The organism is Lacticaseibacillus zeae DSM 20178 = KCTC 3804, assembly GCF_000260435.1.
GTDB classification, from domain to species: domain Bacteria; phylum Bacillota; class Bacilli; order Lactobacillales; family Lactobacillaceae; genus Lacticaseibacillus; species Lacticaseibacillus zeae.
This window is the reverse complement of the sequence record NZ_BACQ01000031.1, coordinates 178,875-202,946: the sequence shown is the minus strand read 5'-3', so window position 1 is coordinate 202,946 and position 24,072 is coordinate 178,875. Positions and strand designations below refer to the sequence as shown.

The following is a 24,072-nucleotide window of genomic DNA, read 5'->3' as shown; positions in this document are numbered from 1 at the left end:
CTAATCAAATTCGTCTTCCTCGGCTTCATCATGTTGCTTGCTCAGGTCGTCAAATGTCCGCAACATTGCCAGATTTGTTTCAATGCTTTCCGGCCATTCCCAATGCTGGACATTGAAGACGTGCTTGAGGTGCGGTCCGGCACTGGCAGGCCATAGCTTGGTCGTGTAGGTGACTTTATTGGCATCAAAGACTTGCAGCAAGGCCTGACTTTGTAAGTAAAAACTATCATTTTGGCCGCCGATGAGCATGAATGGCGGCAAGTCCAAGCCCTTAACTACTTGCGAGAAATTCAAATGTGCCGCTAATGCCTGATCACCGCCGCTAAGCTTGTCCAGATAAAACGACGCCATCTCACTCATATCACCGGCCGCTTCTGGCAGCTTGCTTGGTTCAGCTACGGGGCAGACCAAAGCCACCATGGTGAAGTTAAAATTAACCCGGCTAACCCCGAAGAGTTCTTGCAGTTCCTCACTTTGCTGAATGCAGGCAACTAAGGACGCTAGATGGCCGCCTGCCGAGTCGCCGGTCAAGAGGACATGGTCAAGGTCAAACCCGCGCTGAGGGCCATAATGTGACAACCAGCGCAGACTTGAAAAGATGTCTTGAATCTGACCGCGAACATCAACATCCGGCAATAGCCGATAACCCATTCCCATCACGGCGTAACCCTGACTCGCCAAGTAACGACAATAGTTTTGGTTGAGGTTCCGATCGCCATAAAACCAGCCGCCGCCATGCACATCAATCACAGTTGGCAATGTCGCATTCCGCCGTTTCGCCGGATAATACAGATTCAGTGTCTGCTGGGGATCAGCCGAATTCTCATACCGATATTCCGTCTCCCAGTGAACATTTTCGGGCACCCGCTCTTCGGCATACCGCGCCTTGTCCCGCGCACCGGTTTGTGCCCAGACTGCTTGAATCTTCGCCAACATTGCATCTTCATCAGCCATACAAGATTGCCTCCTATTTCTTTTCGTCACCATCGCATTAAAAAGGTTATTCCCATATTAACGCAAAAAGGCTGTCAGTGACGCATCTGACAACCTAATCGTTTATTTTCATTGTAATTTTTAACGATCCTTCGACTTAACGCTGGCTTCGACTTCATCAATCAAAGCCGCATCTTTCAAGCCGGTGACCGCTTTAATCACGTCAACCAGCGGCTGATCTTTTAGCATTGCCTGAAGTTTAACCGCTTCAGCATCGTTTGGTTCAACATAATGGAACATCATGCCAACAGTGTCCATCAAAACGCTGTAGTCCAAGCCGCGTTCTTTTAATTCACGAATCGGCCGGATGAAACGTTCGTTGTAACCCAACTTGCGAATCGGCGTGCGGGCAACCCGGGAAATATCATCGGAAATGTAGGGATTCTGGAACCGTTGCAGCACCCGATTTTGATAAGTCTCGAGGTCTTTTTCGTTAAAATTCTTGAACTCGGCGAGCAACAATGACCGGGTTTCGGCCAGTGCGCCTTTTGCCTGATTGAAGACTTTTGGATCCTTAATCGCTTCGCCAATGGTGGTGTAACCCAGATACTTGCCGGTGTAAGCCGTCGTAGCATGACCGGTGTTGACTGAGAAAAGCTTCCGTTCGATATAAGGTTCAAGATCCGGAACATAATCAACGGTCTTTAGCTTCAGATCCTTGTTCTTCATTTGGCTTTCGTCAACAACCCATTCTTTGAAGTCTTCAACACTGACCGCCAGCGGATCATCATGCTTTTGTTGCGGCACAATGCGATCAACTGCCGCATTTGGGAAGCCAATATACTTATCGGTAAAGGTTTTGCCGGCGTCATCGAGATGTTCATACACACTCTTTTTAAGGGCCTGTGAACCGCCAATCATGTTTTCACAGGCAATCACATCTAACGGTTGGTGGTTGTTGGCCGCGGCACGCGCCTGCAGCCCTTGCGCAATGAGCGGCGCAATGATTGGCAGAATCTTCGGGCCAATGGCAGTGGTCACCAAATCTGCCTGAGCGATTGCCTTCACAACTGCCTCAGGATCCTTGGCATTGTTCAAGCCATCAACATTGTCCACGTGAATCTTTTTCTCGCCTGGGGCGGCCAGCGTGATCGTATATTCACCACGCTGATTCAACGCATTGATAATCGTCTCGTTAACATCGACAAAATTGATCTTGAAGCCATTAGCGGCAAGTGTTTCCCCGATGAACCCGCGACCAATATTACCTGCACCAAAATGTACTGCTTCCATCATAATTTATTCAACTTCCTTCAGTAAATTGACGATTTCTTCCGGCGTTTGTGCGTCGGCTAATTTCTGGACATTCTCCACATCACTGCAATACAGCGCAATCTGCGACAAGAGCTTGAGATGTTCACCGTTCAATCCGGCAATGCCGAATACCACCGTGACCAAGTTCTCATCAGCCGGATCTTCTGACCAATCAACACCCCACGGATATTGAATCACCGAGATCCCGGTTTTTTTAATATATTTCATGCCTGCTTCCGTACCATGAGGAATCGCAATAAAATTACCCATGTATACCGAAACGTCACGATTACGATCAATCATTGAATCAATATAAGCCGGTTCAACATTGCCATTGTCGACCAGGAGTTGGCCGGCCTGACGAATGGCTTCGTCCCTGGTCTTTGCTTCCTGACCAAGCTTGATCGTGTTTACGTCGAGTCCTTTCATCATGTCACCTTCGATCAATTTTTTGGATTTCGTGCATAAAGACTTCTGTCATTACTTGATATAACTGGCTATAGTTGCCTTTTTCAAAAAGTCGTAAGTCAGCTGGCGAGGCGACTAGCTTGGCGCTAACCGCACTCAAAAGCGTTAATGTTTCCTGTGAAACAGGATTCGGGGTCAGCAGTAACAGGATTCGCTGTAACTGGATCGTCCCCATGTCCATCGCCGGTAATGGTAACGGACTAGTGAGATCAAAGACACCGATGTACGGGGTGGTGACCCCGTGGCTGCTGGTGTGAATCATTGCCAGCCCAGTGTCCGGAATACCGACAGGGGCCAACTCCAGCCGCTTTAACAAAGCTTCTTTAACCACCGGTGCTTCGGCAACAACGGTCGGTAACCGGCTGAGTATCGCGTCAATCGCAGCCGCAATCGTTGTGACTGGCGCCGTCATGTCAGTTACGGCAAAGTGTTGCAATAAACCATCTGCCGCCATCACCATTGTTTTCAGACTTTCAAACGCCGTGACCGTCTGATCCAGCGACGGTTGGTTCGCCGGTCGCACCTGTTTAGGCGTGGCCTTTTGAACTAACCGACGAATTTCGGCCATTTCTTCGCGGCCCAGGATCGGCGTGATCACCAGATATTGGTGTTTGAAGCCCGGTAACGGCATGGTTGCCAAAACCAAATCATAATGTTCAAGTTGCTGCTTGGGTAAATCGCTGACCTGAATGATTTTGATCTTGCGAATCTCGGGCACCTGAACACGTAATTTTCCGGCGATCAAACTGCCGGTTCCGGGACCATCACTTGTGATCAGCAACACCGCAACTGGTGCATCGGTTCGCGTATGGTCCAAAACCGAGGCGAAATACAAAACCAGATAACCTAATGCATTACCGGTAAAGGCGCCGCGTCCGAAAACGTCATCGGCCGCTTGTTGGACGGCCTGGTAAAGTTCCGGATAGTCATCACGCAAATGGACAAGCACCGGATTCGTCATCGTGACTCCTGGCAGCCAATCGCCGCCGGTTGTCCGCTGAACATGGGCAAGTAGCGAGGAATAAAGTTGCGTATTTCCGGAAAATTTCCCGGGAAATTTCCGCGCCACTTCGCGTATTAATTCTTGAACTTCCAGGTTGATGGTTAAATCGAATGGATCAACCTGTTCGCCAGCCAAGCCGCCGCGAATGTTACTGAGTTCAACCGCCAGAAATTGATAGTCGCCGACGCGAACTTTTTCCCGGATGGTGGGATCCATTTCGGCTAGAAACTGGAGTGCCAGTTGTTGATCCTGAAACAGCCGTTCCTGGTCAAAATGGGGTTGGGCCTTCACATGATGATCTTCGCGCAACCGATGCGTGTTAACGGCAACGGTGAGTAACACTGCTTTGCGTTGATTGTCACTCAGGTCGGCTAGTGCTTTGATGCGCGATAGTGCCGTATTGGCAGCTAGTAGTTCTTCTTGCGGTAACCGTTTGATGAAGTAATCCGTCACCGGATCAAAGGTTTGCCGCGGATCATTTAGGAAACGAAAGAACACATACGGATTAATTTCGGCATTCAAGACACCGACAAGCACCCGCCGAATATCGCCTTCCTGGCCTTCAATCCAGATACCGGCAGCTTTTTGGCGATTCAACTTGAGATGATATTCATTGAGTGCCGGTTCCAGAATATCAAGGTCTTGTTTAATGGTGGTCACGCTGACATCCACATCGGTTGCTAAGGCCGTCATGGTTTTGGGTGCGCCCGCATTCAGCATCATTAGGATCAAGGCACTCTGCCGCTGACTGGGATCGAACGTCAGGTTTTGTTGTTGCTGGGCCAACGTCTCCGACAATTTTGCCAGATCCGTTGTCGCGCCTTTTAACCGGTAGGAACTGCCATCACCTTTGTCGAGCTGTAAGTTCAAGGCAGTAATATCATGTTCCAGTTGCGAAAGTTCACGGTAAATGGTCCGGCGGCTGACACCCAGCTGTCGTTGCAGCTCGTCCCGGCTCACACCGGCGGGCTGACTCATCATCAGTTTGATCATTTCCTGTTCACGATTCGTTAGTAACATGTTTTTCGCCCCAGACGGCCGCAACTCGACCTCGCCTATTTCATTTTATCAATAAGTTTATCATAGTTCGTTGCGTTCAAAAGACCGTCAACGGTGTAGACTTGGACATTGGCAAATTGCAATTTAACGCGGCGTGCTGTTTCCTTTGAAGCGATAATCAACACGTTGTCTTTATCCTCAATCTCGCCGATCGCGACATTGCGTACCCTGACATCCTTGTTGAGTTTCCGCAATTCGGAACGGAAAGTTGCCTGTGCCATCGTCGCAGAGCCGATGTTTTGATCATGATGCAGGAAGTCAACTTCCGTAATCTTATCAAAATCAATCTCGTTCAATTCGTCTTCCGGTGTATCCTGTTGCGCTTTCGGCGCTTCCGCAGTGGCTGTTTCGTCCGTACCGCCAACTGCTTCTGCTTTCAGACTGGCAATGATTTCATCGTACTTCGGACTATTCAGGAAGTTTTCAACCGCAACGTGAGCAGCACCCGGCGTCTGTTTCTTGGCGCGATCCGCTAGTTCGTCTTGGGTCACAACCAACAGTCCCGGCTTGTCTTGCAAATTACTGATTGCCGTGTTGGTAACTGAAAGATCCAACCCAGCCTTCTTGACTTTATCACGCAGAATCGAAGCACCCATTGCGCTTGAACCCATACCGGCATCACAAGCAAAGATGATTTGTTTGATGCCCTTAGCCTGATTCATCACATCTTTGGCAGCCTCGACATTTTGTCCCTTGGCCTCAGCCTTCATAGATTTCATCTTGGCTTCGCTCTCAGCCAGTTCATCGCCGCTCGTGCTCTTGTCCCGCCGTAAGATAACTGCTGAAATAAGGAAGGAAACAGTCGTGGCTCCGATAACGCCGATGAGCAAACCGAGGTAGTTCCAAATGTCAACTGGCGCCATAGCGAATAACGTCAAGATCGAACCCGGCGAAGGTGAACTTTTCAAACCAACATTAAAGATGGAGAACAGCGTGGTTCCGGTAACACCACCGGCGATGACGGATAGGAACAACGCTGGCTTCATCAAAACGTACGGGAAGTAAATTTCGTGAATTCCGCCAAAGAAGTGGATAATGATAGCAGAAGGCGCAGAACCTTTTGCGGCACCCTTACCGAATAAAGCAAAGGCTAATAAAACGCCAAGTCCCGGTCCTGGATCTGGTTCCAGCAAGAACAGAATTGATTTTCCTTGATCAGCTGCAGCCTGAATGCCCAGCGGTGTTAAAATCCCTTGGTTAATCGCATTGTTTAAAAATAGGATCTTCGCTGGCTCAATGAAGATGTTTGCCAACCAAATCAAACCGTGGCTAATGATCCAATCAACACCAGTCGCCATAACATTAGTCAGACCAGAAATAATTGGACCCATCAGGAAAAAGCCAATAATAGCTAGCAACATGCCAATAATGCCGGCACTGAAATTGTTAACCAGCATTTCAAAGCCTTGCTTAATTTTGTCTTGAACCTTATCGTCCCATTTTTTAATGCACCAGCCCGCAAGTGGACCCATCACCATCGCTCCGATGAACATTGGCACACTAGTCCCGACAATAACCCCCATCGCTGCAATCGTTCCAACAACACCACCACGATGTCCATGAACCATGGAACCACCAGAATAAGCAATTAACAATGGCAATAAATAGGTAACCATTGGCGTAATCATCTTGGCTAGATTAGCGTTTGGATACCAACCACCTTTAACAAAGATGGTCGTAATGAGGCCCCAAGCGATAAAGGCACCGATGTTTGGCAACACCATGCCGGAGAGCTTGGTCCCGAATGATTGCATACCGGCCTTCAGATTGAATTTCTTCTTCTCCGTTACCGGCGTGTTTGCTGATTTAGCTTCCAAAGCAAACACACTCCTTTCCCTTGTTTACGGGGATTATTGTAACCGCTTCATGTAACCGCTGACAAAAGCTACTTTGGCACAGTTGGCTGTGCCAAACATTCAATACAATTACCAGATTGATATCGTCACCCACAATCATCAAGAAAAATAAGTTTCTTGATGTCTTTATTTATATCCACAAAAATAGCCACTTCTATTTAAGAAGTGGCTGCAAATTAGTCTCCCACCGATTGTGCGATTCATTTTAGGCACCCAGGCACATCTTAGGGAGACTTCTTTGCCTTCTTGCAAATGAATAACCTATACCAAAAGCAAAACAGAAGTTACTGTGCCCTTATATAGCCAGTAGTGTCCTAAGACCTAGGCATCCAACTTGCGTTTAGCATAGTATCAAAGCAATTTATAAATTAACTTGTCTCACTGGCTTTTCAAAGAGTTATAGTATATGAAAGTTCCGTTGAGTACGATGTGTGTGCTTCGTATAAGTCAGTAACAGTTATCGTAACAGACTTATCTTCAGCAGCAGCCTGCTGAAGCGTTTCACTAAACTGCGCATCCATAGACAGTTGCTCCGCATAGGCTCCAGCGGCACCCATAGCAAGATCAGACGCCATCTGAAGCAGTGTCCCTCCTCTTCCATCTTTCCAATAAACTTGATTTGCTGCAAGATCTTTAGTCTCTGCAGGAGATAGGACGCTATATCCGACAACATAACGCTCGCCTGGAGCAGGAGTGCCCCCGGTATCGGGCCCAAGTCGAGATGCCTGGGTACTCATCAAATTAGATTTTAAATTAGTTGTTTCTTGTTGACTCGTTGTACTGCTTGCACTTGTTTCCTTAACTGCAGCATGAACGGTCTGAGTTGATCCCGTAACAAAAGAAATAGGGAAAGCTAGTGATAGTGCGGCAATCGAAAGAATTGCAGAAACAGTTGCGACCTTTTTCATAGTAGAACACTCACCTTTGCTTGAATTCCAATCCACGTGTTTTGGTGTTTTAAACCTAACATCAGTTATTTATACTTGTCAAACAAGTTTTAGAGAAAAAGAGGGTATTGCGGTTAAATATTGTTATTTTTCCGAAAAGATATATACCGATTTTTTCTAAAACTCTCTGTTTAATTTCAGTCCATTTTGTCGTGAATGTAAATTTCTATGCAATCTACAACCACTCTCTTCAAAAAAAATAAAAACTCCACTCGAATACCGGAATAGCAGTCACGAAAAAGGTCTAATCACGTAAATAAATCCAGCCGTGCCTCGATGATTTATGCAAAATGCGTAAATTGCTTAGTTTCATTACAATTTACACGCGCAATAATTAAGTGCAGGTTAAATTCATCTCCGTGTTTTTTAACTTTTCCTTGACTTTCGCTCAATCAAAGAAATAAATTTCAAAATTAGGTATAGACCATTGTGTCAAGCGATTTTCGACTTTGACAGTAAATTCCATAAAACATGCGTCCGAAAACTGGACGCGAGATGATCCTAATTAGACTTGAATCGCTTGTGAATTCTTGTATGGATATCGTTCGGCGACCAACTGTTTAACCCTTGTCCTGTTAATGCCAAGAGAATCAAGGTAATCGCGATAGTTGGCGCGGCGCCACGGATGCGTAATTGCCGGGACTTTCTTGGTTCGTTTAGGAGTTGGTGCCGCAGCTAGCGTAAGATCGAATTTGGCTGACATGAACTGTTCTTTTGGCACACAGAAAAGATCGTACACCTGGTCATCATCAGTGGTCATATAAAGTCTGCCCGTGAAGCTTTTGATGACTAAGACCTTTGTATGCGGTGGTAAGTAAACCAATTCGCCATTCCGGTGTGGCAGATAGCGTTTGTTGTCAAAGCGAACACAGTGTCCGTGGCCGATGCTGCGTTCATTGGCAATGATCAAAATATTGTCAATTTCCTTGGGTGTTAGTTGCTTATCAAACACCGACATGCTACTTTTGATGGTAGATGCGAAGCGGTCATTGTAACGCTTGATAAAGCCGACCAAAAACCGATTGGCATCTGCGATTGTGGTGATGTTATGCAACCGCAGTTCACTTGTGAGCCGATCTTGAAAAGTCTCCAGAAGACGTTCTATACGGCCTTTGGCTTGCGGAATACTGGTGACCGAAAGTTCTGTTCCAAGTGTCTGGCAGGCATAGCCGAAACGTGTAAGAGGGTTCTCGGTCGAAGGTGAGCCCTCTTTTTTGTTGCTGTTAAACACGGTGCGCCGATCCGTTAGGAATTCTGCTGGAGCGCCATAATCGCGAAGGACTTGGGCAAACACATGATAATAGCCGCTGAGTGTTTCTTGTTTGGCAAAGTAGCCGCCGACAACGTTCCCGGACTGATCATCAATGGCTGCGTGTAAGGTGGTTTTTTGAGTACCAAACCAATACTCTCAGGAAGCATCCATTTGTACCTGTTCACCAGAATAATGTTTCCGAGGACGTTCTGGATGGGCTTTGATGTTTTCGACAACCTCGATGGCTGACAAGGTGGCTTCATCACGTTTGGATAGGAGCTTGGACTTCTTTTCTTTTTCTTTTAATTCACGCTTGATCCGACGTTTTGTGGCCTTGTGAGCTTTGGGTGAGAGAATGTGGTGGTGTCTGAATAAGAGCCGGAGTGAGGATTCGGAGATGGCGATTTGTTCGGCAGTGGTTAAGAACTCGTGAAAATGGGCGATGTTGAATCCGGCATACTTGTTGGTGTACAGACGAATGATCTGGCGTTCGAGTTGCGCGTTGCGTTTGTTGGCGGGCTCACGACCGGCATTGCCATGGATAAAGCCGTCTTTGCCTTGTTGCTTGTAAAGCTTGATCAATCGGTAGATGGTTCGTTCGGAGCGCTTGAGCTTAACGGCTGCGCGTTGCACGGAGGTCTTACCATTGACCACTGCTTTGATGACTCGGTAACGTTCTTCTTCTTTCATTGTTAAGACAACCTTCTTCATGTGATTCCTCCTAGATGTATCTTCTAAGAGGTTACAGTTTTTGTGACACTTTGGCTAACTGCTTACTTAAGACAATATCGCTTGCGGTCGACAAAATTTCAAAATTAGGTATAGACCATTGTTGACACGGTTACTTTTTGATGCTATATTGGACTAGACCAGATAAGGGGGATATCAATTATGGATGTTAAAGTTTTTGATAACGACACAGAAGCAGGTAAATACGCATTTGAACTGATTAAGCAAGGGATGGACAACGGTGCCAAGGTGCTCGGCCTGGCTACCGGCAGCACGCCTGTCACCATGTATCAGGCAATGGTGAACAGTGATGTTGATTTCAGCAACATGACATCGATCAACCTGGATGAATATGTTGGCATGTCACCGGATAACGATCAGAGTTATCGCTATTTCATGCAGAGTCACCTTTTTGACAAGAAACCGTTTAAGGAAACCTTCGTGCCAAACGGCCTTGCCAAGGATCCTGAAGAAGAAACCAAGCGTTATAACAAAGTCATTGCCGATCACCCAATCGACATTCAGGTTCTGGGAATTGGCCGCAACGGTCACATTGGCTTCAACGAACCGGGTTCACCGTTTGACGCAGAAACACGGAAGGTTCCGTTAACCCAAAACACCATTGACGCCAACGCTCGCTTCTTTGAAAATAAGGACGATGTACCGCGTTACGCTTATTCCATGGGTATCGGTTCCATCATGAAGAGCAAGAAGATCTTGCTTCTGGCCTTTGGTGAAAACAAAGCCGACGCCGTTCAAAAGATGATCGAAGGCCCGGTTACCAACGACGTGCCTGCATCTATTTTGCAGAAGCATCCGGATGTTGTTGTCATCTTGGACAAGGCAGCTGCAAGTAAGTTGAGCAAGAAATAACCCGTTGCTAAAACGTCATCACTGAAAGCAGGCTAAGTGGCCTGCTTTTTTAATGCGAACGTGAGTAGGAGCGTTTAGTGAGTGTAAGCGTCCTTAGGCGTGATGGCCCAAGCGCATATTGTGCGTCCAAGTTCCTTATACGCAGGCTTCAGTGCCAACGAACGCGTTATAGCGTGGGCACCTTCACACTCTGCAAGCGCTTCTATTTTTAATCCCGATTCATGGTAAAATGAAGCCATCACAAACTCGGATATCGGAGGAAATTATGTATAAAGCCGTTGTATTTTTCGATTTAGATCAAACCTTGCTCAACGATGAAAAGCAAGTGCCGCCGGAAAACGTAAAGGCCCTTAAAGCGTTAGAAGCCAATGACGTGTTGCCGGTCATTGCTACTGGCCGCAGCTATTACGAATTAGCCGATATTATGGCAGCTACCGGCATTCGGAGTGCGATTACGGCTAATGGCGGGGATGTTTTCCTTAATGGCGAGCATATTTTTCAAAGCGTCATCGGCGAACCTCAGCTGGTGCGGTTTCTTAATGCAACCGCAGCTCAGGATATTCAGGTAGCCATGTACTCCAGCGAGGCCTCTGCTTTAACCGGCTATGATCAACTCACCACCGACAATTACGCGCAAGTGCACCAGACCCCGCCGCCGATCAATCCTAAGTATTATCAGGAAGCAGCCTTGTCGCTGTTGCTCATCTTTTTACCTTGGAATCAGACCGGCGATCAGTTAGGTAAGCAGTTCATTCAAGACTTTCCTGAATTGACCTTCTATCGCAATTCCCACTTTTCCTTTGATGTCGTCAATCATGGCATTTCAAAAGGCAGTGGCATGTCGATTCTGTTGAATCAACCTGCCTTGCGCGGTGTGCCTACCTATGCATTTGGCGACGGTTACAACGACATTCCGCTCCTCCAAGCCGCCGATACCGGCATCGCCATGGGAAACGCCTATTCCAAGGTCGCCGCAATTGCCGATTACCAAACCGACGACTACCGCAAAAATGGCATTCCCAACGCACTTGCCCACTTCAACCTGATTTAATTGATTCGCATACCAAACTCGGGACTCAAAAAGCATTGCGATTATTAAAAATTTGATAGCGACATTGTTACCCCTTTACAAACACGCGTTCTCATCATTTTCTCCAAAATTCATGGCCGAAAATTATTTAATTTTTGCGGCCAAAACGTTGTCACATCAACGTTTTCAGCGACCCCCTATAACGTGTTCGCCACGCAAAGTCAAGACCGCAGTAGCGCAAATTTTCTGCTATACTCAAGGCATGTTGCACGTTATTTGGGCGTGATCGTGTCACTGATCAGTAACGTTGCGGCATCGCAAAATCTGCTGATGGAGGGGTCTCGTTATGTTAGAACAATCGACAATGCATCCTGTAGTTTGGATCAACAAACATACTTATATCAGTATCGTTAAAAATGCGGACTATAATTTAGAAGTCTGGGAGATTACCGCCGAAAATCGGCAGCATCGGATGGCGCGGATGAACTACAAATATCATCGTGATAATTTCGCCGGGTTCATCTATCGACTCTTTCCGCAGATTGATCTCATCCAAATTCACAATATTCAAAAGAAGATCAATCCGTATTTCGATTTAGAAGTTTAGAGGTGTTCACATGGATAGTCTGGTCGTTCAATTACTAATCATGGTCGTTGTCGCCTTCATCATCACGTTGGCGGTGATCGTGGCAGAATGGCGCACCAAAACATTCAAGACATGGCAAATCAGTGTCCAATCCGTTGTCGCCATCCTGCTATTAGCCACTGGCATTAGCTTGTTGACGGTTCGCTAGTCCTCCATTGATGTGGGTGCCATCTGAAAGAAGCTTTGACGTCTTGCTAACCTTTTGCACCCTTCACAACGCCCAGTGATCGTCAAATGCTTCGTCTCCAGATAGCGAACCGCAATATGATCAAAAAGGTCGGTAGCCCCAAGTTGGCTTAGCCGGTGAACATTCAAAAATCAGTCCCAACGAATTCTTGTTGGGGCTGATTTTTTTATGGCGGGCAAGTATACTTTAAAAAACAAGCGATATTTGCGGTAAAGTTTAAATTTATATGCTAGAATTAAGCAGAATTTTCAGCGAGGCCGGCGCAGAATAAGCGCCCTTCGTCATGTTTATTGGCTCAAAACTAAAAGCACTGCGGGAATTAAACGGCTATACCCGCAAAGATCTTAGCGTACAAATCGGGGTAACCGAACAAGCCGTCTGGCAATACGAAACGGAAAATGTTATGCCCAAAATCGAGATCCTTAATGTCCTTCAACAGATTTTCAACGTTGACATGGCCTTTTTAGTGAGCGGTAATGCACCGAAACATGTTGTGCATGAAGCAAAGATCGCGTTCCGAACGACAGATCGTTCGAGTCGGAAAAAAACAAAGCTAGAAGCCCGCTATTTAGATTTTGCAGACGGCTTAACTAGCTACTTTGAAAAGTTCGTCAGCGTCAAGCCCGCCGGATTCGATAAACTTCAACAAATGGTACAAACAAAGCTGTCTGGAACGAACAATCTGACAAAAATTCGTGAAGTCGCAAAAATAGCACGGCAGTTCCTAAGTCTTCAAGATAATCACGACTTAATGGCAAAACTTGAACAAGCCGGTATCTATATAGTTGAGAAAGATCTCGGTGTCCATATCGACGCCTATTCAACCATAGCCGATAACGGACATGCATGGATTGTACTAGGCTCCATTAAGAAGTCAGCCGTTCGCCGCAATTTTGATCTCGCCCACGAATTAGGTCATTTGCTTCTTCATGGTGCCATTGACTTTGATGAACTAACAGCGGCTGAATATAAGCAAATCGAACATGAAGCTCACACTTTTGCAGCAGAATTCCTTTTACCCATTGAGGATTTCACTGCGGACTTCAAAAAACTATATCGCCGTTCAAATCCTGATTATTATCTTGATTTAAAACGTAAATATCAGGTCTCGATTGTCGCCATGGCGATGCACGCATACGCACTAGGGCTTATGAGTTATCAAGAACAACGCTATTTCTTTGGTCAACGTACAAAAAAGAGTTACAAAATCATGGAACCATTGGATGATCAACTGGTGCCAGTCCGTCCGGGGAAAATTCGTGCTCTTATAACGCTCCTATTTAATCAGCAAGTGCTGACGCTTCGAGATCTTTCGCGTCATCTTCATGTCAGACCGACGTTCATTGCCCAGCTCTTCGCATTGGAACCCAACTTCTTCACAAAGTATCAGCCGCAGCACAGCTACGTTAATATGCAGAACGTCATTCCATTTCCTCGTCGTTTTACGAAAAATCCTACAACTTAATTTCAATTTTAAAAATAAGCGATCGCAATCATCTGACGATCGCTTATTTATTCGTTTCAGTTTCAACTAGCCCAGCTGTTTCACGTGAAACTTTTTCACAAAATTCAAAGATCCGAAAAATAAGCCACTTGTTATCTCAAGTTAACAATTCACCTAATCCCCCAGTCTGCTTCGTCTGACGCATGTCAATATCTGCACCGAATCACCCTTCCAACCTTAAACTGTCATTTATTTTACAAAGTTCGTTTCTTAATCGGAAAACCAACAAAATTCAGCGAAATCTATGATTGGACGTTAACCCAATCAATCCGTATACTTGCACCAACGGCACGGTAAAAATACGTTTACATGGAGGCGGAAGTTTGAAAAAGCGACAGGCGAAGCACAAAGGTATTTCCCAACGAATGGTGATCATTGGCATCGGAATTTTAGCCATCATTGTTGTAACCATTATTTTCTTTATGACCCAACATAAGCAGCCCCAGCAGTCAACGGCTTCGGACACGGTGGCGACTTTTCAGGTTAAGCGCCACGAATTGCGGTTGTCCGGCCAAGCCCAGGCAACCCGCACGCAAAAAATCGAGGTTCCTGAAGGCACGGTGCAGAATCAATCGGTCAAAAACGGCGATACCGTGGCGGCCGGCCAACAACTGCTAACGGTCTACCACCCTGACGTTCAGGAAAAAATCACCACGGCCAACCAGTCACTCCAAAAACAACAACGCAGTCTTAAACAATTGGATGACAAAATCAACCAACTCAAGTCGTCACTCAATCAGTTGGCAGCTGACGATCCGCAAAAGTCTGACCTGCAGTCGCAATTGGATGAAGCACAAAGCAATCGTCAGGATTCGGCCGCGGCTGTTGACCAAGCCAACCAAGATGTGGCTAAACTGCAACAAAACCTCAACACCATTGTTAAGGCGCCGTTTGCCGGTCGCCTGTATATTGACTATCAAGCAAACGGCCAGCAATCGATCACCGAAACCTCCTCGGACATGGAAGCAGTCGGTCAGGTTTCCGAATTTGATTATGCCGATGTTAAAGTTGATCAGTCGGTAACGGTGCAGGCACTGTCGACCAAAACGAAACAGACAACTTCCATTAACTTCATCAGCAGCGATCCGGCGAAATCCAGCAAGCCGAATCTGGCGAAGTACGATGTCACCGCTAAGTTAGATCACGGCTTTTTGAACGGCCAGTCGGTCAGCATGATCATCCCTCTGAGCGGCCTGCAGATTCCTAAAACCGCAGTACGTCAAGGCGCCGTTTACAAAGTTGTCAATGGCCGCGCAGTGCGAACCAAGATCACTTACACCAAAAAAGACGACATGTATGAAGTCACGAAAGGCCTCAGCAGCGGCGACCGTATTTTGGAAAACCCCACTAAATCAACCAAAGACGGAGCGAAGGTGACCGTTGATGATTGATCTTCAGCATGTTAACAAAAGTTACGGTCAAGGTGCGACCGCTTTTCACGTCCTCAAAGACATTAATCTGCACATTGACGAAGGTGAATTCGTTGCGATCATGGGGCCTTCGGGTTCTGGCAAGTCGACCTTGATCAATATTATCGGTTTTCTCGACACGGCATTTGAAGGCAAATATTTTTTCCAAGACGAAAATGTCGCCGACTTCAATGCGACTAAAGCTTCACGTATGCGGAATCGTCACGTTGGGTTCGTCTTTCAAAACTTCAGTCTCATTCACAACCTGAATATTTTTGAAAATGTCCTGATTCCGTTAAGTTATGGCGGACACCGGCGATCGGAGGTGCGTGGCAAAATCTCCGAGTTACTTGAGTCAGTCGGCCTCACGGGTATGGAAAATAAATTGCCGCGTAACTTATCCGGTGGTCAGCAACAGCGGGTAGCGATTGCCCGCGCCTTGGCGAATTCGCCGCAGTTTCTGATTGCTGACGAACCCACTGGCGCTTTGGACAGTCATACCTCAGCAGACATTATGCAACTTTTCAAAGAATTACACCGAAAAGGCGGCACGATTATCATGGTCACGCATGATGAGCACGTTGCCGAGCAAAGCGATCGGATGATTAAAATCCTCGACGGCCAGATCATCAGTGATACGGAGGTGGCCCATGCGACTAAGTGAACTCATCAGAATCTCCTTCCGCGCACTGGCGGCTAATAAACGCCGCAGTTTCTTGACGATGATCGGGATTGTCATTGGGATTGCGTCTGTCGTCACGATTCTTTCGTTAGGCAATGGGATCAAGGCCGAGACCGTGAAGAACCTGCAAGCCGACACCCAGGGCCAGCAAACTGCCGAAATCACCTTCAACCCCACCAGCAGCAGTGAAACCGATGCTGGCTTTAAAGAGAGCGACATCACGCTGGCAAAGCAAACGGCGCCGGATAAAATCAAAAAAGTCGTCATTAAACACGACAAAGAACGGCTGCAAGTCAACGGTCAGCTGGCAAATGCCGATACGATGATGTCCGTCACCTTAGTTAATAAGGCGAAACCTAACATTCAGCTAAACGCCGGCCATGGGTTTAGCCAAGAATCGCTACAGACAGATGGCGAGGATGCATTAATTTCCAAAAAGCTCGCCAAAAAGGTTTTCCACGGCAATACCGCAGCATTAAATTCTTCCCTTGAACTCGGAACCAAAAACTACAACATTATCGGCGTTTTCAACCCACCCAAAACCGCGTATTCCGCGCTGGACGTTGATGTCTTAGTGCCGGAAAAAGCCTATCGTGCGGGCCAACTTTCTCAGGAAGGCCGAAAATTGGCGATCACGTATAAAACCGGCAGCGACGTTAGCAAGTTAACCAACAATGTTGTTCGCCAGCTAAAAAAATCCGGCAGCGAACGGCGCAGCGGCCAGTATGAATATTTTGATTACGGCGAATTACTGAAAGGCATTGGTAATGTCATCAGTGCTTTAACGCTGTTTGTGAGTGCCATTGCCGGCATCTCCCTTCTGATTGCAGGTGTTGGTGTCATGAACATGATGTACATTTCTGCTTCGGAACGGTCGCAGGAAATCGGCATCCGAATGGCAGTCGGCGCTACTCCCGCGGAAATCATGAAACAGTTTCTTTTAGAATCGGTCATGCTGACACTGACTGGCGGCGTGGTCGGATTGATTGTGGGTGCGTTAACCGCTTGGATCATCGCGATGTTCCTACCATTCAAACCCGTCGTCACATTAGGCTCCGTCATCGGCACCTTTGCCATTTCAAGCATTGTCGGCATTGCGTTTGGCTTATTGCCGGCGAAGAGTGCGGCTAATAAGAATTTGATTGATATTTTGAAGTCATAATGTTTAGTTCAACCTACAAGCGCTAGCAATTAAATGACTAGCGCTTTTTTGCTGCTTCAAAAAAGCCACAGTATCCAGTCATTTTGACCAAATACTGCAGCTTCGTTTCTAAAACAACCCCAGCTTCCCGATGCGCTGGGCTGCTTCTTCTAAACGTTGCGGACTGGTGAGTAAGCCGATTCGCACATAGCCTTCTCCATGGTCGCCAAAGCCGTTACCGGCAGCCACGGCCACGTCTGCCCGCTCCAAAAGTAGTTCGGTGAAGGACTCGCTGGTGTACCCAGCAGGCACGGGCATCCAGGCGTAAAACGTGCCGGGAGATTTTTTCCCATGCCACCCAATGGCCTCTGTCGCCGAGAACCACGCATCGCGACGTTGTTGGTATAAGTCAATCAGTTGGGGCACCGATGTCTGATCACCAAGCAATGCTTCGATGCCTGCTTCCTGAATCGCAGGGAAAACCGAGACAAACAGATGATCCTGAATCAGATTAATAGCCTCGATCATATCGGCATTGCCCGCTGCAAAAGCCAAGCGCCAGCCGGCCATGTTATAAGTCTTCGAGAGCGTGTAAAGCTCAATGCCCACCTCTTTCGCACCGGGACTTTGCAAGAAACTTACCGGCCGCTGACCATCAAAGCCGAGCGCACCATAAGCAAAATCACTAACTATGCCAATGTGATGCGCCTTGGCAAAAGCGACGGTTTGATCATAAAACGCCGGAGTTGCCACCGCGGTTGTGGGATTATTCGGGTAGTTCAGATAAAGCAGTTTGGCAGCATCGGCCACCGCTGGATCGATAGCTGCATAATCAGGAAGCCAGTCATGGTCCGCGGTCAGCGTCATCAAAGCCAGTTTCACACGAGCCAACGTGACGCCTGACAGATAGTCGGGATATCCCGGATCCGGCAGCAAAATTGTCTCACCGGGGTTCATCAAGGCAAGCGGCAGTTCCACCAAGCCGATTTTTGAGCCACCTAAAACCGCAATTTCCGTTTCCGGATCCAGTTGAACGCCATATTCGCGCTCGTAAAACTCGGCCGCAGCCTGCTTAAACGTTGGTAAGCCGCGGAAAAGTGAATATTTATGATTTCCTGGCTTGGCCACCGCCTGTTGGGCTGCCTGCACGATGTTGGCCGGTGTCGGCTGATCCGGATTTCCCTGGCCTAAATTGATCACGTCATGGCCCGCCGCAATCCGTGCATTGACATGTTTGACGAGGCTGGCAAAAAACTGCTTAGGCAGCGCTTGAAGCACCGCTGATTCTGAAAATGTCACTGGTCTGATTCCCCTTTTTAATGAGTTTGCATGGTGAATGTGCCTAGCTGGCTTAATACAGTTCCGGCCGCCGATCCGTAAAGACCGGGATTTGTTGACGCGCGGCCGCAATCTGATCCAAGTCGATGGTGACGATGCCGACTTGCGGCTGATCGTCCAGTTGCAACAGACGCGTGCCGAACGGATCAATCACCTGGCTTTGCCCGCCAAAATCGTTATCGGGATCTTGCCCAACCCGATTCACCGCCACCACAAAAGCCTGATTTTCGATAGCGCGAGCAGTCAATAACGCCCCAAATTGCAGCAATCGCGGCGTCGGCCATTCAGCCGGTAGGAAAAACAGCTGCGTGCCATCACTGGCCATGCGCCGGAACCACTCCGGAAACCGCAAGTCATAGCAAATCGCCACACTGGCAGGCACTGTCAGCGTAAAGTGGTCGGCTTCGGATCCGGCGGTAATGAACTTTTCTTCATTCATCAGGCGAAAAAGATGCGCCTTCGCATACGCTGCCAGCAAGTGACCCTGGGCATCCAGCGTCAAACTGCGATTGAAAAAGTGATCATTTTCTGCTGTGGCGACTGATCCACCCACGATCGTCAGGTGATAGTGGCGCGCAAGATCGCTTAAGAAAGTCTGCGTCCGCAAGCCATCCGGATCGGCAAGCGTCTCCAGATGCTCAAGGTCATAGCCGGTATTCCACATTTCCGGTAACATGACGACATCCGACTTTTTTTGGGCTGCTTCGGCCACCGCATCGGCCACCGTTTGATAATTTCGCTCTGGTTGCCCAAAAGCAATGTCGATTTGCGCTAAAGCAAGTGTTAACTGAGTCATCTCAATCCCTCTTTTTTAATCACGTCCACCTTTGACTTAGAAGGCGGGCACGATGGATCCTTTGAATTCCTTGGCAATATAATCCTTAATGGTTTTGCTCTGATAGTATTTCTTAATTTGCTTGATGACCTTATCATTTTGATGCTTGGTCTGTACCACAAAGTAGTTTGGATAAGGATTGTTCTTGGTTTTCTCATGATAAATCGCATCTTGGTTAATCGTGAGGCCGGAATCAAACGCAAAATTCGTGTTGATGGCGGCGGCCGTCACATCTTGCAAGTGCGTCGGCAATTGCGAAGCTTCCAACTCTTCAATCTTCAGTCCCAGCGGATTCTCGACAACATCTGCTTTCGTGGCCTTTTGGCTGATGCCGGCTTTAAGCTTAATCACGCCCGCGGCTTCGAAAAGCTGCAGCGCCCGCAACTCGTTTGACGGATCGTTCGGCACCGCGATCGAATCGCCTTTCTTGAGTGCCTTCAAGTCCTTAATCTTTTTGGAATAAACGCCCATTGGAAACGCCACGGTTTTGAAAACCTGGGTAATCTTGAAATTCTTGGATTTAATCTGTTCTTTCAAAAATGGCAGTGTCTGGTAACTATTCGCGCCCAAATCGCCATCGTTTAAAGCCACATTGGGACTGTTATAGTCGGTGAACTGCTTTAATTTGATCGTTAAGCCATCTTTTTTAGCCAGTTTTGCGACCTGCTTCATGATTAATTCGTGCGGTCCGGCGGTAACACCGACCGTAATCGTTTTGTCTGACAACTGATTCGCCGAGGCCTTGCTGCTGGCGCTACTGCTGCCACAGGCGGTTAGAACGACCAAAAGGCTTAACGCGAGAACTGCTGCCCAGCTTAACTTCAACCATTTTTTCATGTAAAAAATCCTCCTATTGTGGGTTGTTTGGCTGATAAAATGATGAGCTGCATGAAGGGAGCTGACTGTCGTAAGGTGCTCCTGGCGTAGGAGCCAAGACTGACGCTTTCTCCATAACGCGTTCGCAGTCGCAGAAATCTGCGTGTAAGGACCTCAAGCCTAAATGGCCAAAGCCCAGCCATTTAGGCTTGAGGCCACTTACACTCCGATTTCTAAGCGCTCCTGCTCACGCTCAAAAAAAATAGCCCTGCCGAATCAATTTAATGATTCAGCAGGGCCGACAATGTCGGGGTACCACCCTGGTTCGTTACTGTGTAACCTTAACGATGCCTGTTGACATCGAGACCGTCTAACGCAGGCCTAGTGCGTACCCGACTTATCGCCGGATCCATTCCGCGGTCATTTTCACCAGACGCCTGCATCGATTTCCACCACCCATCGACTCGCTTAAGCTGCGTTTCTGACTACTCTCCGCTTCATGACGTTTCATCATTTTATCAGTTATTTTTAAAGTTGAAAGCAGTTTATCTGCATCTGGGTTAAATGTCAACTGTTTTGTTTCGCCAGTTGTCCACGGGAACATGCCGCCGTTTATGCCAGCTTTTTTCTGAAAACCGGATATTTTTTATTTTTTGGTTGACTTCGCTTATCACTGCGCGTATGTTAACAATTATCACATAAGATGAGATTTACATGAGAGGAGTTTTGTCGATGGAGCTGGAATTTGATTTACGCCCTGGAGCCAATCGGTTTGTCAGTGAGGCCGGCGCGCTTGCTTATTTGGATACCATTTTGAAGGATTTCACCCAACCGGTCGTCATTACCGGCGAAAAGAGTTTTGCAGCATTTGAAAAAGCCTATCCGGGCACATTGGACTTACCGGTTTATCACTATGACGGATCAGCCAGTGATGAGAACGGTCATGCTTTGGCCGAAGCTATCGGTCAGGCTGATGCTGTCTTGGGAATCGGGGCTGGCCGCTTGATCGACACGGCTAAGGTCGCCGCCGAAACGTTGGGTGCCGAACTGATTAGCATTCCGACGCTGGCTTCCAACTGTGCGCCATTCACCCCATTAGCGGCGATTTACCACGCACAGGGACATACGTTTAGTTACGTTGAATATTTTAAAAAGTCGGCTTATATCACCTTGGTCGACTATAACTTACTGCTCAGCACGCCGCATGATTTCTTTGTTGCCGGGATTGGTGATACGCTGGCGAAGTGGTACGAAATGGACGGCATCACCCGCAATAAGGTTGACCAGCTCAATGCCTATGGTCAACTAAGTCGTGCATCTGCCAAAACGATTCAGGCAATTCTCTTCAAAAATGCCGAGCAAGCCTTGGCTGATCTGGATGCCGGTCGGGACACGCCTGCCTTTGAAGCCGTTGCCGACACGATCATTGGCTTAGCCGGAGAAGTTGGCGGCTTCGGCGGCGTTGATGGCCGAGCTGCGGGTGCCCACGCCGTTCATAACGGACTGTCCTACCTGCCGGAAACCCACGCGATTCTCCACGGCTCAAAAGTGGCTTACGGCATTTTGGTGCAACTCGCCACAACTGGGGATGACGATGAAATTCGCAGCCTGATGCCTTTTTATGAAAAAATCGGCCTGCCATTAAACCTCGAGGATCTGCACGTCACCGAAAATATTGGTCCGAAGATGCAGCAAGTGGCTGAATTTGCTGCCAAACCCGAGGAAACCTTTATTTTAATCGACAAGAATCTAACACCGCAGCAAATTGTATCCGCTATGAAAAAAGTAGAACAAGTTACTAGCGAAGCTGCTGCTTAAGAACTAGTTAGGAAAAATACGCCGCTACCCAACTTTATCGCGTTGAGTAACGGCGTATTTTAATGTGACCTCATGCCGATTTTCCGCCGCGTGATTTTGTCTGTGCTTCAGGCAGTTTGGCGATCAAGCGAATCAAAAATGGACGGATGGCTTTGAAAATAACCTCTGCCACCACAAACCCTACCGCCAGTGCCATCGCGATCAAAATAACATTATAGATCTGCTGCGCGGCACTGGCTGCTTTTCCCATAGTAAAACTGCGAGCACCCAGATAGGCGATCCCACCTGGCACCAGCGACACAAGGCTAGGTATGTAAATCGTATTCACCGGCACCCGATGGCGAATGGCAAAATAATTCCCTAATAACCCGATGATCACCGTTGCGGTAAAGTTCGGCAGCACCAGACTGTGATCCTGCAAACTGATCAGCCAGTAGGCACACCATGAAACGCCGCCGGTAATCCCCGCCGGCAGCAACGCGCGTTTGGGAATATTGGTGATGACGCCAAAGCCGATGCTCGATAAGATGCTGATAATAAATTCAACGAGTAACCGCACGTTAACGCCCTCCTAGCACTTGCGTCAAGACAATCGCAATCACAACGCCGGAACCGATTGCCCCAGCGACAAAAATGGCATCCACGGTTCGGACGATGCCGCTGATAATCTGCCGCGACAGAATTTCACGAATCGCGTTCGTTATCGCAACCCCCGGCACCAACGGCATAAGCGCACTGATAATAATATTGCCGGCATTATCGCCCCAGCCAATATTCATGAGCAACTCTGCCAAAATCGCCACCACAAACGCCCCGGTCGCCTCTTTGAAATAAGGCGTTGTGGTGCGCCGACCGACAAATTCCGCTCCGAGATACCCAAAGATCCCGACAAAAAATGCCCAGGCCAGATCGCCGTTCGTTGCTTTAAACAATAGCATCGGCGCCACCGAAACCCAACCGGCACCAAGAATGCGCGCCCACCAGGGGAAATTGATGACCTGCCGATCAATCCGGGCCACCTCGCGTTTCAAAGCGTCAAACGTAATTTTGTGCGCAACGAACTCCCGCGAAAGCTGATTCAGCTCATCGACCTTTTGCAAGTTGAACCCACCTAACGATGACTTAATCAACCGCGTCCGGCTCTCATTTTCCAGACTGACAAACACCGCGGTGATCGTAGCATAACAGGCAACCCGCGCCCCAGCAGCATGTCCGATATATTCAACCGTCGTCTCGATGCGCGAAGTCTCCGCACCGGCATTAAGCAAAATCTCACCGACCTTGCCGCAAACTTCTAAAATTTCTTCTGTATCCGGTTGGCTCATGCATCCTGCTCCTTATCGCGTTGCGTTTTACTAATTGTCGGCTTTTTTAGCGCCAGTGGCAAGCAACCCGCCATAAAATAGTCATTTAAAAACAGCATATCGTGTCTAAAACAAATTTTCATCAGTTGCCCAGCTTAACCAATGAAAAAAGCGCCCGCTGCAGCAGACACTTTTTTCAGCCGTGCACTTATTACACGCATTAAACTTCACATTAAGGTGTATTAACCCCAAAGAAAATAATAAATAACGATCCATAAACCAATAAAATCAAGGCACCGCCAATCAGTGTTGCCAGCAAACTTTTGAGCAATCTGGAAAACCTGCTTTTCCATAAAATCGCAATCAGGGACAGTACCAACATGACACAGATCAGTAATAGCAAAAAGATTAGTAGCAGCCGCGGCAAAAGAATATCCATCTGGTATACCTCACGCTAATGTATCAGCCATTGATCGCGGTTGATCATCGCTGACCGCTTTTAGAATATCAATGTTTTTGCCTCAACACAAAGTCTATGCTTCAATCGCATGTTGGCGGGTACCACTTATGCCGGGACAAAAAACAGAAAAATCAAGACCAATGCGAGCACGTAGCAACCCTGCACCACAAGCGCCCCCATTGTCCATCCCCGCATGGCTGCCAAGTCAGGTACTTTTTTCATTGTTGTCCATAAATAAATAGCCGGCAGAAGACCGAACACCGGTACCACAAATGCCAAAAACAACAGAAAAATAAACCACAACGACTGGATCAGGTTTTGCTTCATAAGTTAAAACTCCTTTATTAAGGGGGGAGAGTTTCATCCAAGGTCAGTTTCAAAGCATCTACAGGTTAATGGTTCTTATCATAATATAAATTTATTTATTTGAACAGTTTCAATCCATCAATTTCTTTACTCAATACCATC

The 24,072-nt window shown here is 47.5% G+C and carries 22 protein-coding genes, 1 pseudogene and 1 other annotated feature; of the genes and pseudogenes, 9 read left to right on the top strand and 14 right to left on the bottom strand.

Annotation, left to right across the window (positions count from 1 at the left end; genetic code table 11):
* From GSO_RS06635 to GSO_RS18665, 7 genes and pseudogenes are all read right to left on the bottom strand, one after another.
* Window positions 1–954, bottom strand: coding sequence for an alpha/beta hydrolase (locus GSO_RS06635; protein WP_010490383.1), 954 nt, complete (start codon window positions 952–954; stop codon window positions 1–3).
* A gap of 120 nt (window positions 955–1,074) precedes the next feature.
* Window positions 1,075–2,229 carry a mannitol-1-phosphate 5-dehydrogenase gene (locus tag GSO_RS06630; protein ID WP_010490380.1) on the bottom strand — a complete coding sequence of 385 codons (1,155 nt, stop codon included), beginning with the start codon at window positions 2,227–2,229 and terminating at the stop codon, window positions 1,075–1,077.
* Between the two features lie 3 nt (window positions 2,230–2,232).
* Window positions 2,233–2,676, bottom strand: a complete 444-nt coding sequence (locus GSO_RS06625) for a PTS mannitol transporter subunit IIA (protein ID WP_010490378.1) — start codon at window positions 2,674–2,676, stop codon at window positions 2,233–2,235.
* A 4-nt stretch (window positions 2,677–2,680) separates the two neighbouring features.
* Entirely contained in the window at window positions 2,681–4,738 is a 2,058-nt protein-coding gene (locus GSO_RS06620) for a BglG family transcription antiterminator (RefSeq protein ID WP_010490376.1), read from the bottom strand.
* Window positions 4,739–4,773: 35 nt separating this feature from the next.
* On the bottom strand, window positions 4,774–6,594 hold the full coding sequence (locus GSO_RS06615) for a PTS mannitol transporter subunit IIBC (RefSeq protein WP_010490374.1): 1,821 nt from the start codon (window positions 6,592–6,594) through the stop codon (window positions 4,774–4,776).
* A gap of 428 nt (window positions 6,595–7,022) precedes the next feature.
* Window positions 7,023–7,541: a hypothetical protein gene (locus tag GSO_RS06610; RefSeq protein ID WP_010490372.1), complete on the bottom strand. Its 519-nt coding sequence runs from the start codon at window positions 7,539–7,541 to the stop codon at window positions 7,023–7,025.
* Between the two features lie 544 nt (window positions 7,542–8,085).
* Window positions 8,086–9,543 (bottom strand): annotated as a pseudogene (locus tag GSO_RS18665) (ISNCY family transposase).
* A gap of 180 nt (window positions 9,544–9,723) precedes the next feature.
* On the opposite strand from GSO_RS18665, the gene nagB reads away from it, so the two are divergent.
* The 8 genes from nagB (at window position 9,724) to GSO_RS06565 (ending at window position 17,054) form a co-directional block, all read left to right on the top strand.
* Window positions 9,724–10,434, top strand: a complete 711-nt coding sequence (nagB, locus tag GSO_RS06600; RefSeq protein WP_010490369.1) for a glucosamine-6-phosphate deaminase — start codon at window positions 9,724–9,726, stop codon at window positions 10,432–10,434.
* Window positions 10,435–10,699: 265 nt separating this feature from the next.
* Window positions 10,700–11,485: a Cof-type HAD-IIB family hydrolase gene (locus GSO_RS06595; protein WP_010490367.1), complete on the top strand. Its 786-nt coding sequence runs from the start codon at window positions 10,700–10,702 to the stop codon at window positions 11,483–11,485.
* Between the two features lie 325 nt (window positions 11,486–11,810).
* A complete protein-coding gene (locus GSO_RS06590) occupies window positions 11,811–12,071 on the top strand; it encodes a hypothetical protein (protein ID WP_010490365.1) in 261 nt (86 codons plus the stop codon).
* A 10-nt stretch (window positions 12,072–12,081) separates the two neighbouring features.
* Window positions 12,082–12,258, top strand: coding sequence for a hypothetical protein (locus GSO_RS18155; RefSeq protein WP_010490363.1), 177 nt, complete (start codon window positions 12,082–12,084; stop codon window positions 12,256–12,258).
* 322 nt (window positions 12,259–12,580) lie between these two features.
* Window positions 12,581–13,762 (top strand): spr1629 family repressor/antitoxin, encoded by a 1,182-nt coding sequence (locus tag GSO_RS06580; protein ID WP_010490361.1) that lies wholly within the window; start codon window positions 12,581–12,583, stop codon window positions 13,760–13,762.
* A 404-nt stretch (window positions 13,763–14,166) separates the two neighbouring features.
* Window positions 14,167–15,192 carry an efflux RND transporter periplasmic adaptor subunit gene (locus GSO_RS06575; RefSeq protein WP_420896608.1) on the top strand — a complete coding sequence of 342 codons (1,026 nt, stop codon included), beginning with the start codon at window positions 14,167–14,169 and terminating at the stop codon, window positions 15,190–15,192.
* On the top strand, window positions 15,185–15,874 hold the full coding sequence (locus tag GSO_RS06570; protein ID WP_010490356.1) for an ABC transporter ATP-binding protein: 690 nt from the start codon (window positions 15,185–15,187) through the stop codon (window positions 15,872–15,874). Before GSO_RS06575 ends, GSO_RS06570 begins: the two co-directional genes overlap by 8 nt.
* A complete protein-coding gene (locus GSO_RS06565; RefSeq protein ID WP_010490354.1) occupies window positions 15,861–17,054 on the top strand; it encodes an ABC transporter permease in 1,194 nt (397 codons plus the stop codon). The genes GSO_RS06570 and GSO_RS06565 overlap by 14 nt, the downstream gene beginning before the upstream one ends.
* Before the next feature lie 108 nt (window positions 17,055–17,162).
* Here the strand turns inward: GSO_RS06565 and GSO_RS06560 are convergent, their stop codons facing one another.
* From GSO_RS06560 to GSO_RS06550, 3 genes are read right to left on the bottom strand one after another with little or no spacing between them, the layout of a single operon-like run.
* Window positions 17,163–18,332, bottom strand: coding sequence for a pyridoxal phosphate-dependent aminotransferase (locus tag GSO_RS06560; protein ID WP_010490352.1), 1,170 nt, complete (start codon window positions 18,330–18,332; stop codon window positions 17,163–17,165).
* Window positions 18,333–18,384: 52 nt separating this feature from the next.
* Window positions 18,385–19,167, bottom strand: a complete 783-nt coding sequence (locus GSO_RS06555) for a carbon-nitrogen family hydrolase (RefSeq protein ID WP_010490350.1) — start codon at window positions 19,165–19,167, stop codon at window positions 18,385–18,387.
* 36 nt (window positions 19,168–19,203) lie between these two features.
* Window positions 19,204–20,043 carry a MetQ/NlpA family ABC transporter substrate-binding protein gene (locus GSO_RS06550; RefSeq protein WP_010490347.1) on the bottom strand — a complete coding sequence of 280 codons (840 nt, stop codon included), beginning with the start codon at window positions 20,041–20,043 and terminating at the stop codon, window positions 19,204–19,206.
* A gap of 270 nt (window positions 20,044–20,313) precedes the next feature.
* Window positions 20,314–20,532 (bottom strand) — a binding site (T-box leader).
* 222 nt (window positions 20,533–20,754) lie between these two features.
* On the opposite strand from GSO_RS06550, the gene GSO_RS06545 reads away from it, so the two are divergent.
* Window positions 20,755–21,840, top strand: coding sequence for an iron-containing alcohol dehydrogenase family protein (locus tag GSO_RS06545; protein ID WP_010490346.1), 1,086 nt, complete (start codon window positions 20,755–20,757; stop codon window positions 21,838–21,840).
* 70 nt (window positions 21,841–21,910) lie between these two features.
* Here GSO_RS06545 and GSO_RS06540 read toward each other — a convergent pair whose 3' ends face one another.
* The 4 genes from GSO_RS06540 to GSO_RS06525 form a co-directional block, all read right to left on the bottom strand.
* On the bottom strand, window positions 21,911–22,399 hold the full coding sequence (locus GSO_RS06540; protein ID WP_010490344.1) for a threonine/serine exporter family protein: 489 nt from the start codon (window positions 22,397–22,399) through the stop codon (window positions 21,911–21,913).
* Between the two features lies 1 nt (window position 22,400).
* Window positions 22,401–23,165: a threonine/serine exporter family protein gene (locus GSO_RS06535; protein WP_010490342.1), complete on the bottom strand. Its 765-nt coding sequence runs from the start codon at window positions 23,163–23,165 to the stop codon at window positions 22,401–22,403.
* 211 nt (window positions 23,166–23,376) lie between these two features.
* Window positions 23,377–23,583 carry a hypothetical protein gene (locus GSO_RS06530; RefSeq protein ID WP_010490340.1) on the bottom strand — a complete coding sequence of 69 codons (207 nt, stop codon included), beginning with the start codon at window positions 23,581–23,583 and terminating at the stop codon, window positions 23,377–23,379.
* Between the two features lie 126 nt (window positions 23,584–23,709).
* Window positions 23,710–23,931 carry a hypothetical protein gene (locus tag GSO_RS06525; RefSeq protein WP_010490338.1) on the bottom strand — a complete coding sequence of 74 codons (222 nt, stop codon included), beginning with the start codon at window positions 23,929–23,931 and terminating at the stop codon, window positions 23,710–23,712.
* Window positions 23,932–24,072: the final 141 nt, after the last annotated feature.

Excerpts from the sequence above, each read along its gene's own strand:
- GSO_RS18155 (WP_010490363.1), top strand. The coding sequence starts at position 12,082 with ATGGATAGTCTGGTCGTTCAATTACTAATCATGGTCGTTGTCGCCTTC.
- GSO_RS06630 (WP_010490380.1), bottom strand. The coding sequence starts at position 2,229 with ATGATGGAAGCAGTACATTTTGGTGCAGGTAATATTGGTCGCGGGTTC.
- GSO_RS06635 (WP_010490383.1), bottom strand. The coding sequence starts at position 954 with ATGGCTGATGAAGATGCAATGTTGGCGAAGATTCAAGCAGTCTGGGCA.
- GSO_RS06575 (WP_420896608.1), top strand. The coding sequence starts at position 14,167 with ATGGTGATCATTGGCATCGGAATTTTAGCCATCATTGTTGTAACCATT.
- GSO_RS06525 (WP_010490338.1), bottom strand. The coding sequence starts at position 23,931 with ATGAAGCAAAACCTGATCCAGTCGTTGTGGTTTATTTTTCTGTTGTTT.
- GSO_RS06555 (WP_010490350.1), bottom strand. The coding sequence starts at position 19,167 with ATGACTCAGTTAACACTTGCTTTAGCGCAAATCGACATTGCTTTTGGG.
- GSO_RS06550 (WP_010490347.1), bottom strand. The coding sequence starts at position 20,043 with ATGAAAAAATGGTTGAAGTTAAGCTGGGCAGCAGTTCTCGCGTTAAGC.
- GSO_RS06545 (WP_010490346.1), top strand. The coding sequence starts at position 20,755 with ATGGAGCTGGAATTTGATTTACGCCCTGGAGCCAATCGGTTTGTCAGT.
- GSO_RS06530 (WP_010490340.1), bottom strand. The coding sequence starts at position 23,583 with ATGGATATTCTTTTGCCGCGGCTGCTACTAATCTTTTTGCTATTACTG.
- GSO_RS06580 (WP_010490361.1), top strand. The coding sequence starts at position 12,581 with ATGTTTATTGGCTCAAAACTAAAAGCACTGCGGGAATTAAACGGCTAT.
- GSO_RS06610 (WP_010490372.1), bottom strand. The coding sequence starts at position 7,541 with ATGAAAAAGGTCGCAACTGTTTCTGCAATTCTTTCGATTGCCGCACTA.
- GSO_RS06625 (WP_010490378.1), bottom strand. The coding sequence starts at position 2,676 with ATGAAAGGACTCGACGTAAACACGATCAAGCTTGGTCAGGAAGCAAAG.
- GSO_RS06620 (WP_010490376.1), bottom strand. The coding sequence starts at position 4,738 with ATGTTACTAACGAATCGTGAACAGGAAATGATCAAACTGATGATGAGT.
- GSO_RS06570 (WP_010490356.1), top strand. The coding sequence starts at position 15,185 with ATGATTGATCTTCAGCATGTTAACAAAAGTTACGGTCAAGGTGCGACC.
- GSO_RS06565 (WP_010490354.1), top strand. The coding sequence starts at position 15,861 with ATGCGACTAAGTGAACTCATCAGAATCTCCTTCCGCGCACTGGCGGCT.
- GSO_RS06590 (WP_010490365.1), top strand. The coding sequence starts at position 11,811 with ATGTTAGAACAATCGACAATGCATCCTGTAGTTTGGATCAACAAACAT.
- nagB (WP_010490369.1), top strand. The coding sequence starts at position 9,724 with ATGGATGTTAAAGTTTTTGATAACGACACAGAAGCAGGTAAATACGCA.
- GSO_RS06535 (WP_010490342.1), bottom strand. The coding sequence starts at position 23,165 with ATGAGCCAACCGGATACAGAAGAAATTTTAGAAGTTTGCGGCAAGGTC.
- GSO_RS06595 (WP_010490367.1), top strand. The coding sequence starts at position 10,700 with ATGTATAAAGCCGTTGTATTTTTCGATTTAGATCAAACCTTGCTCAAC.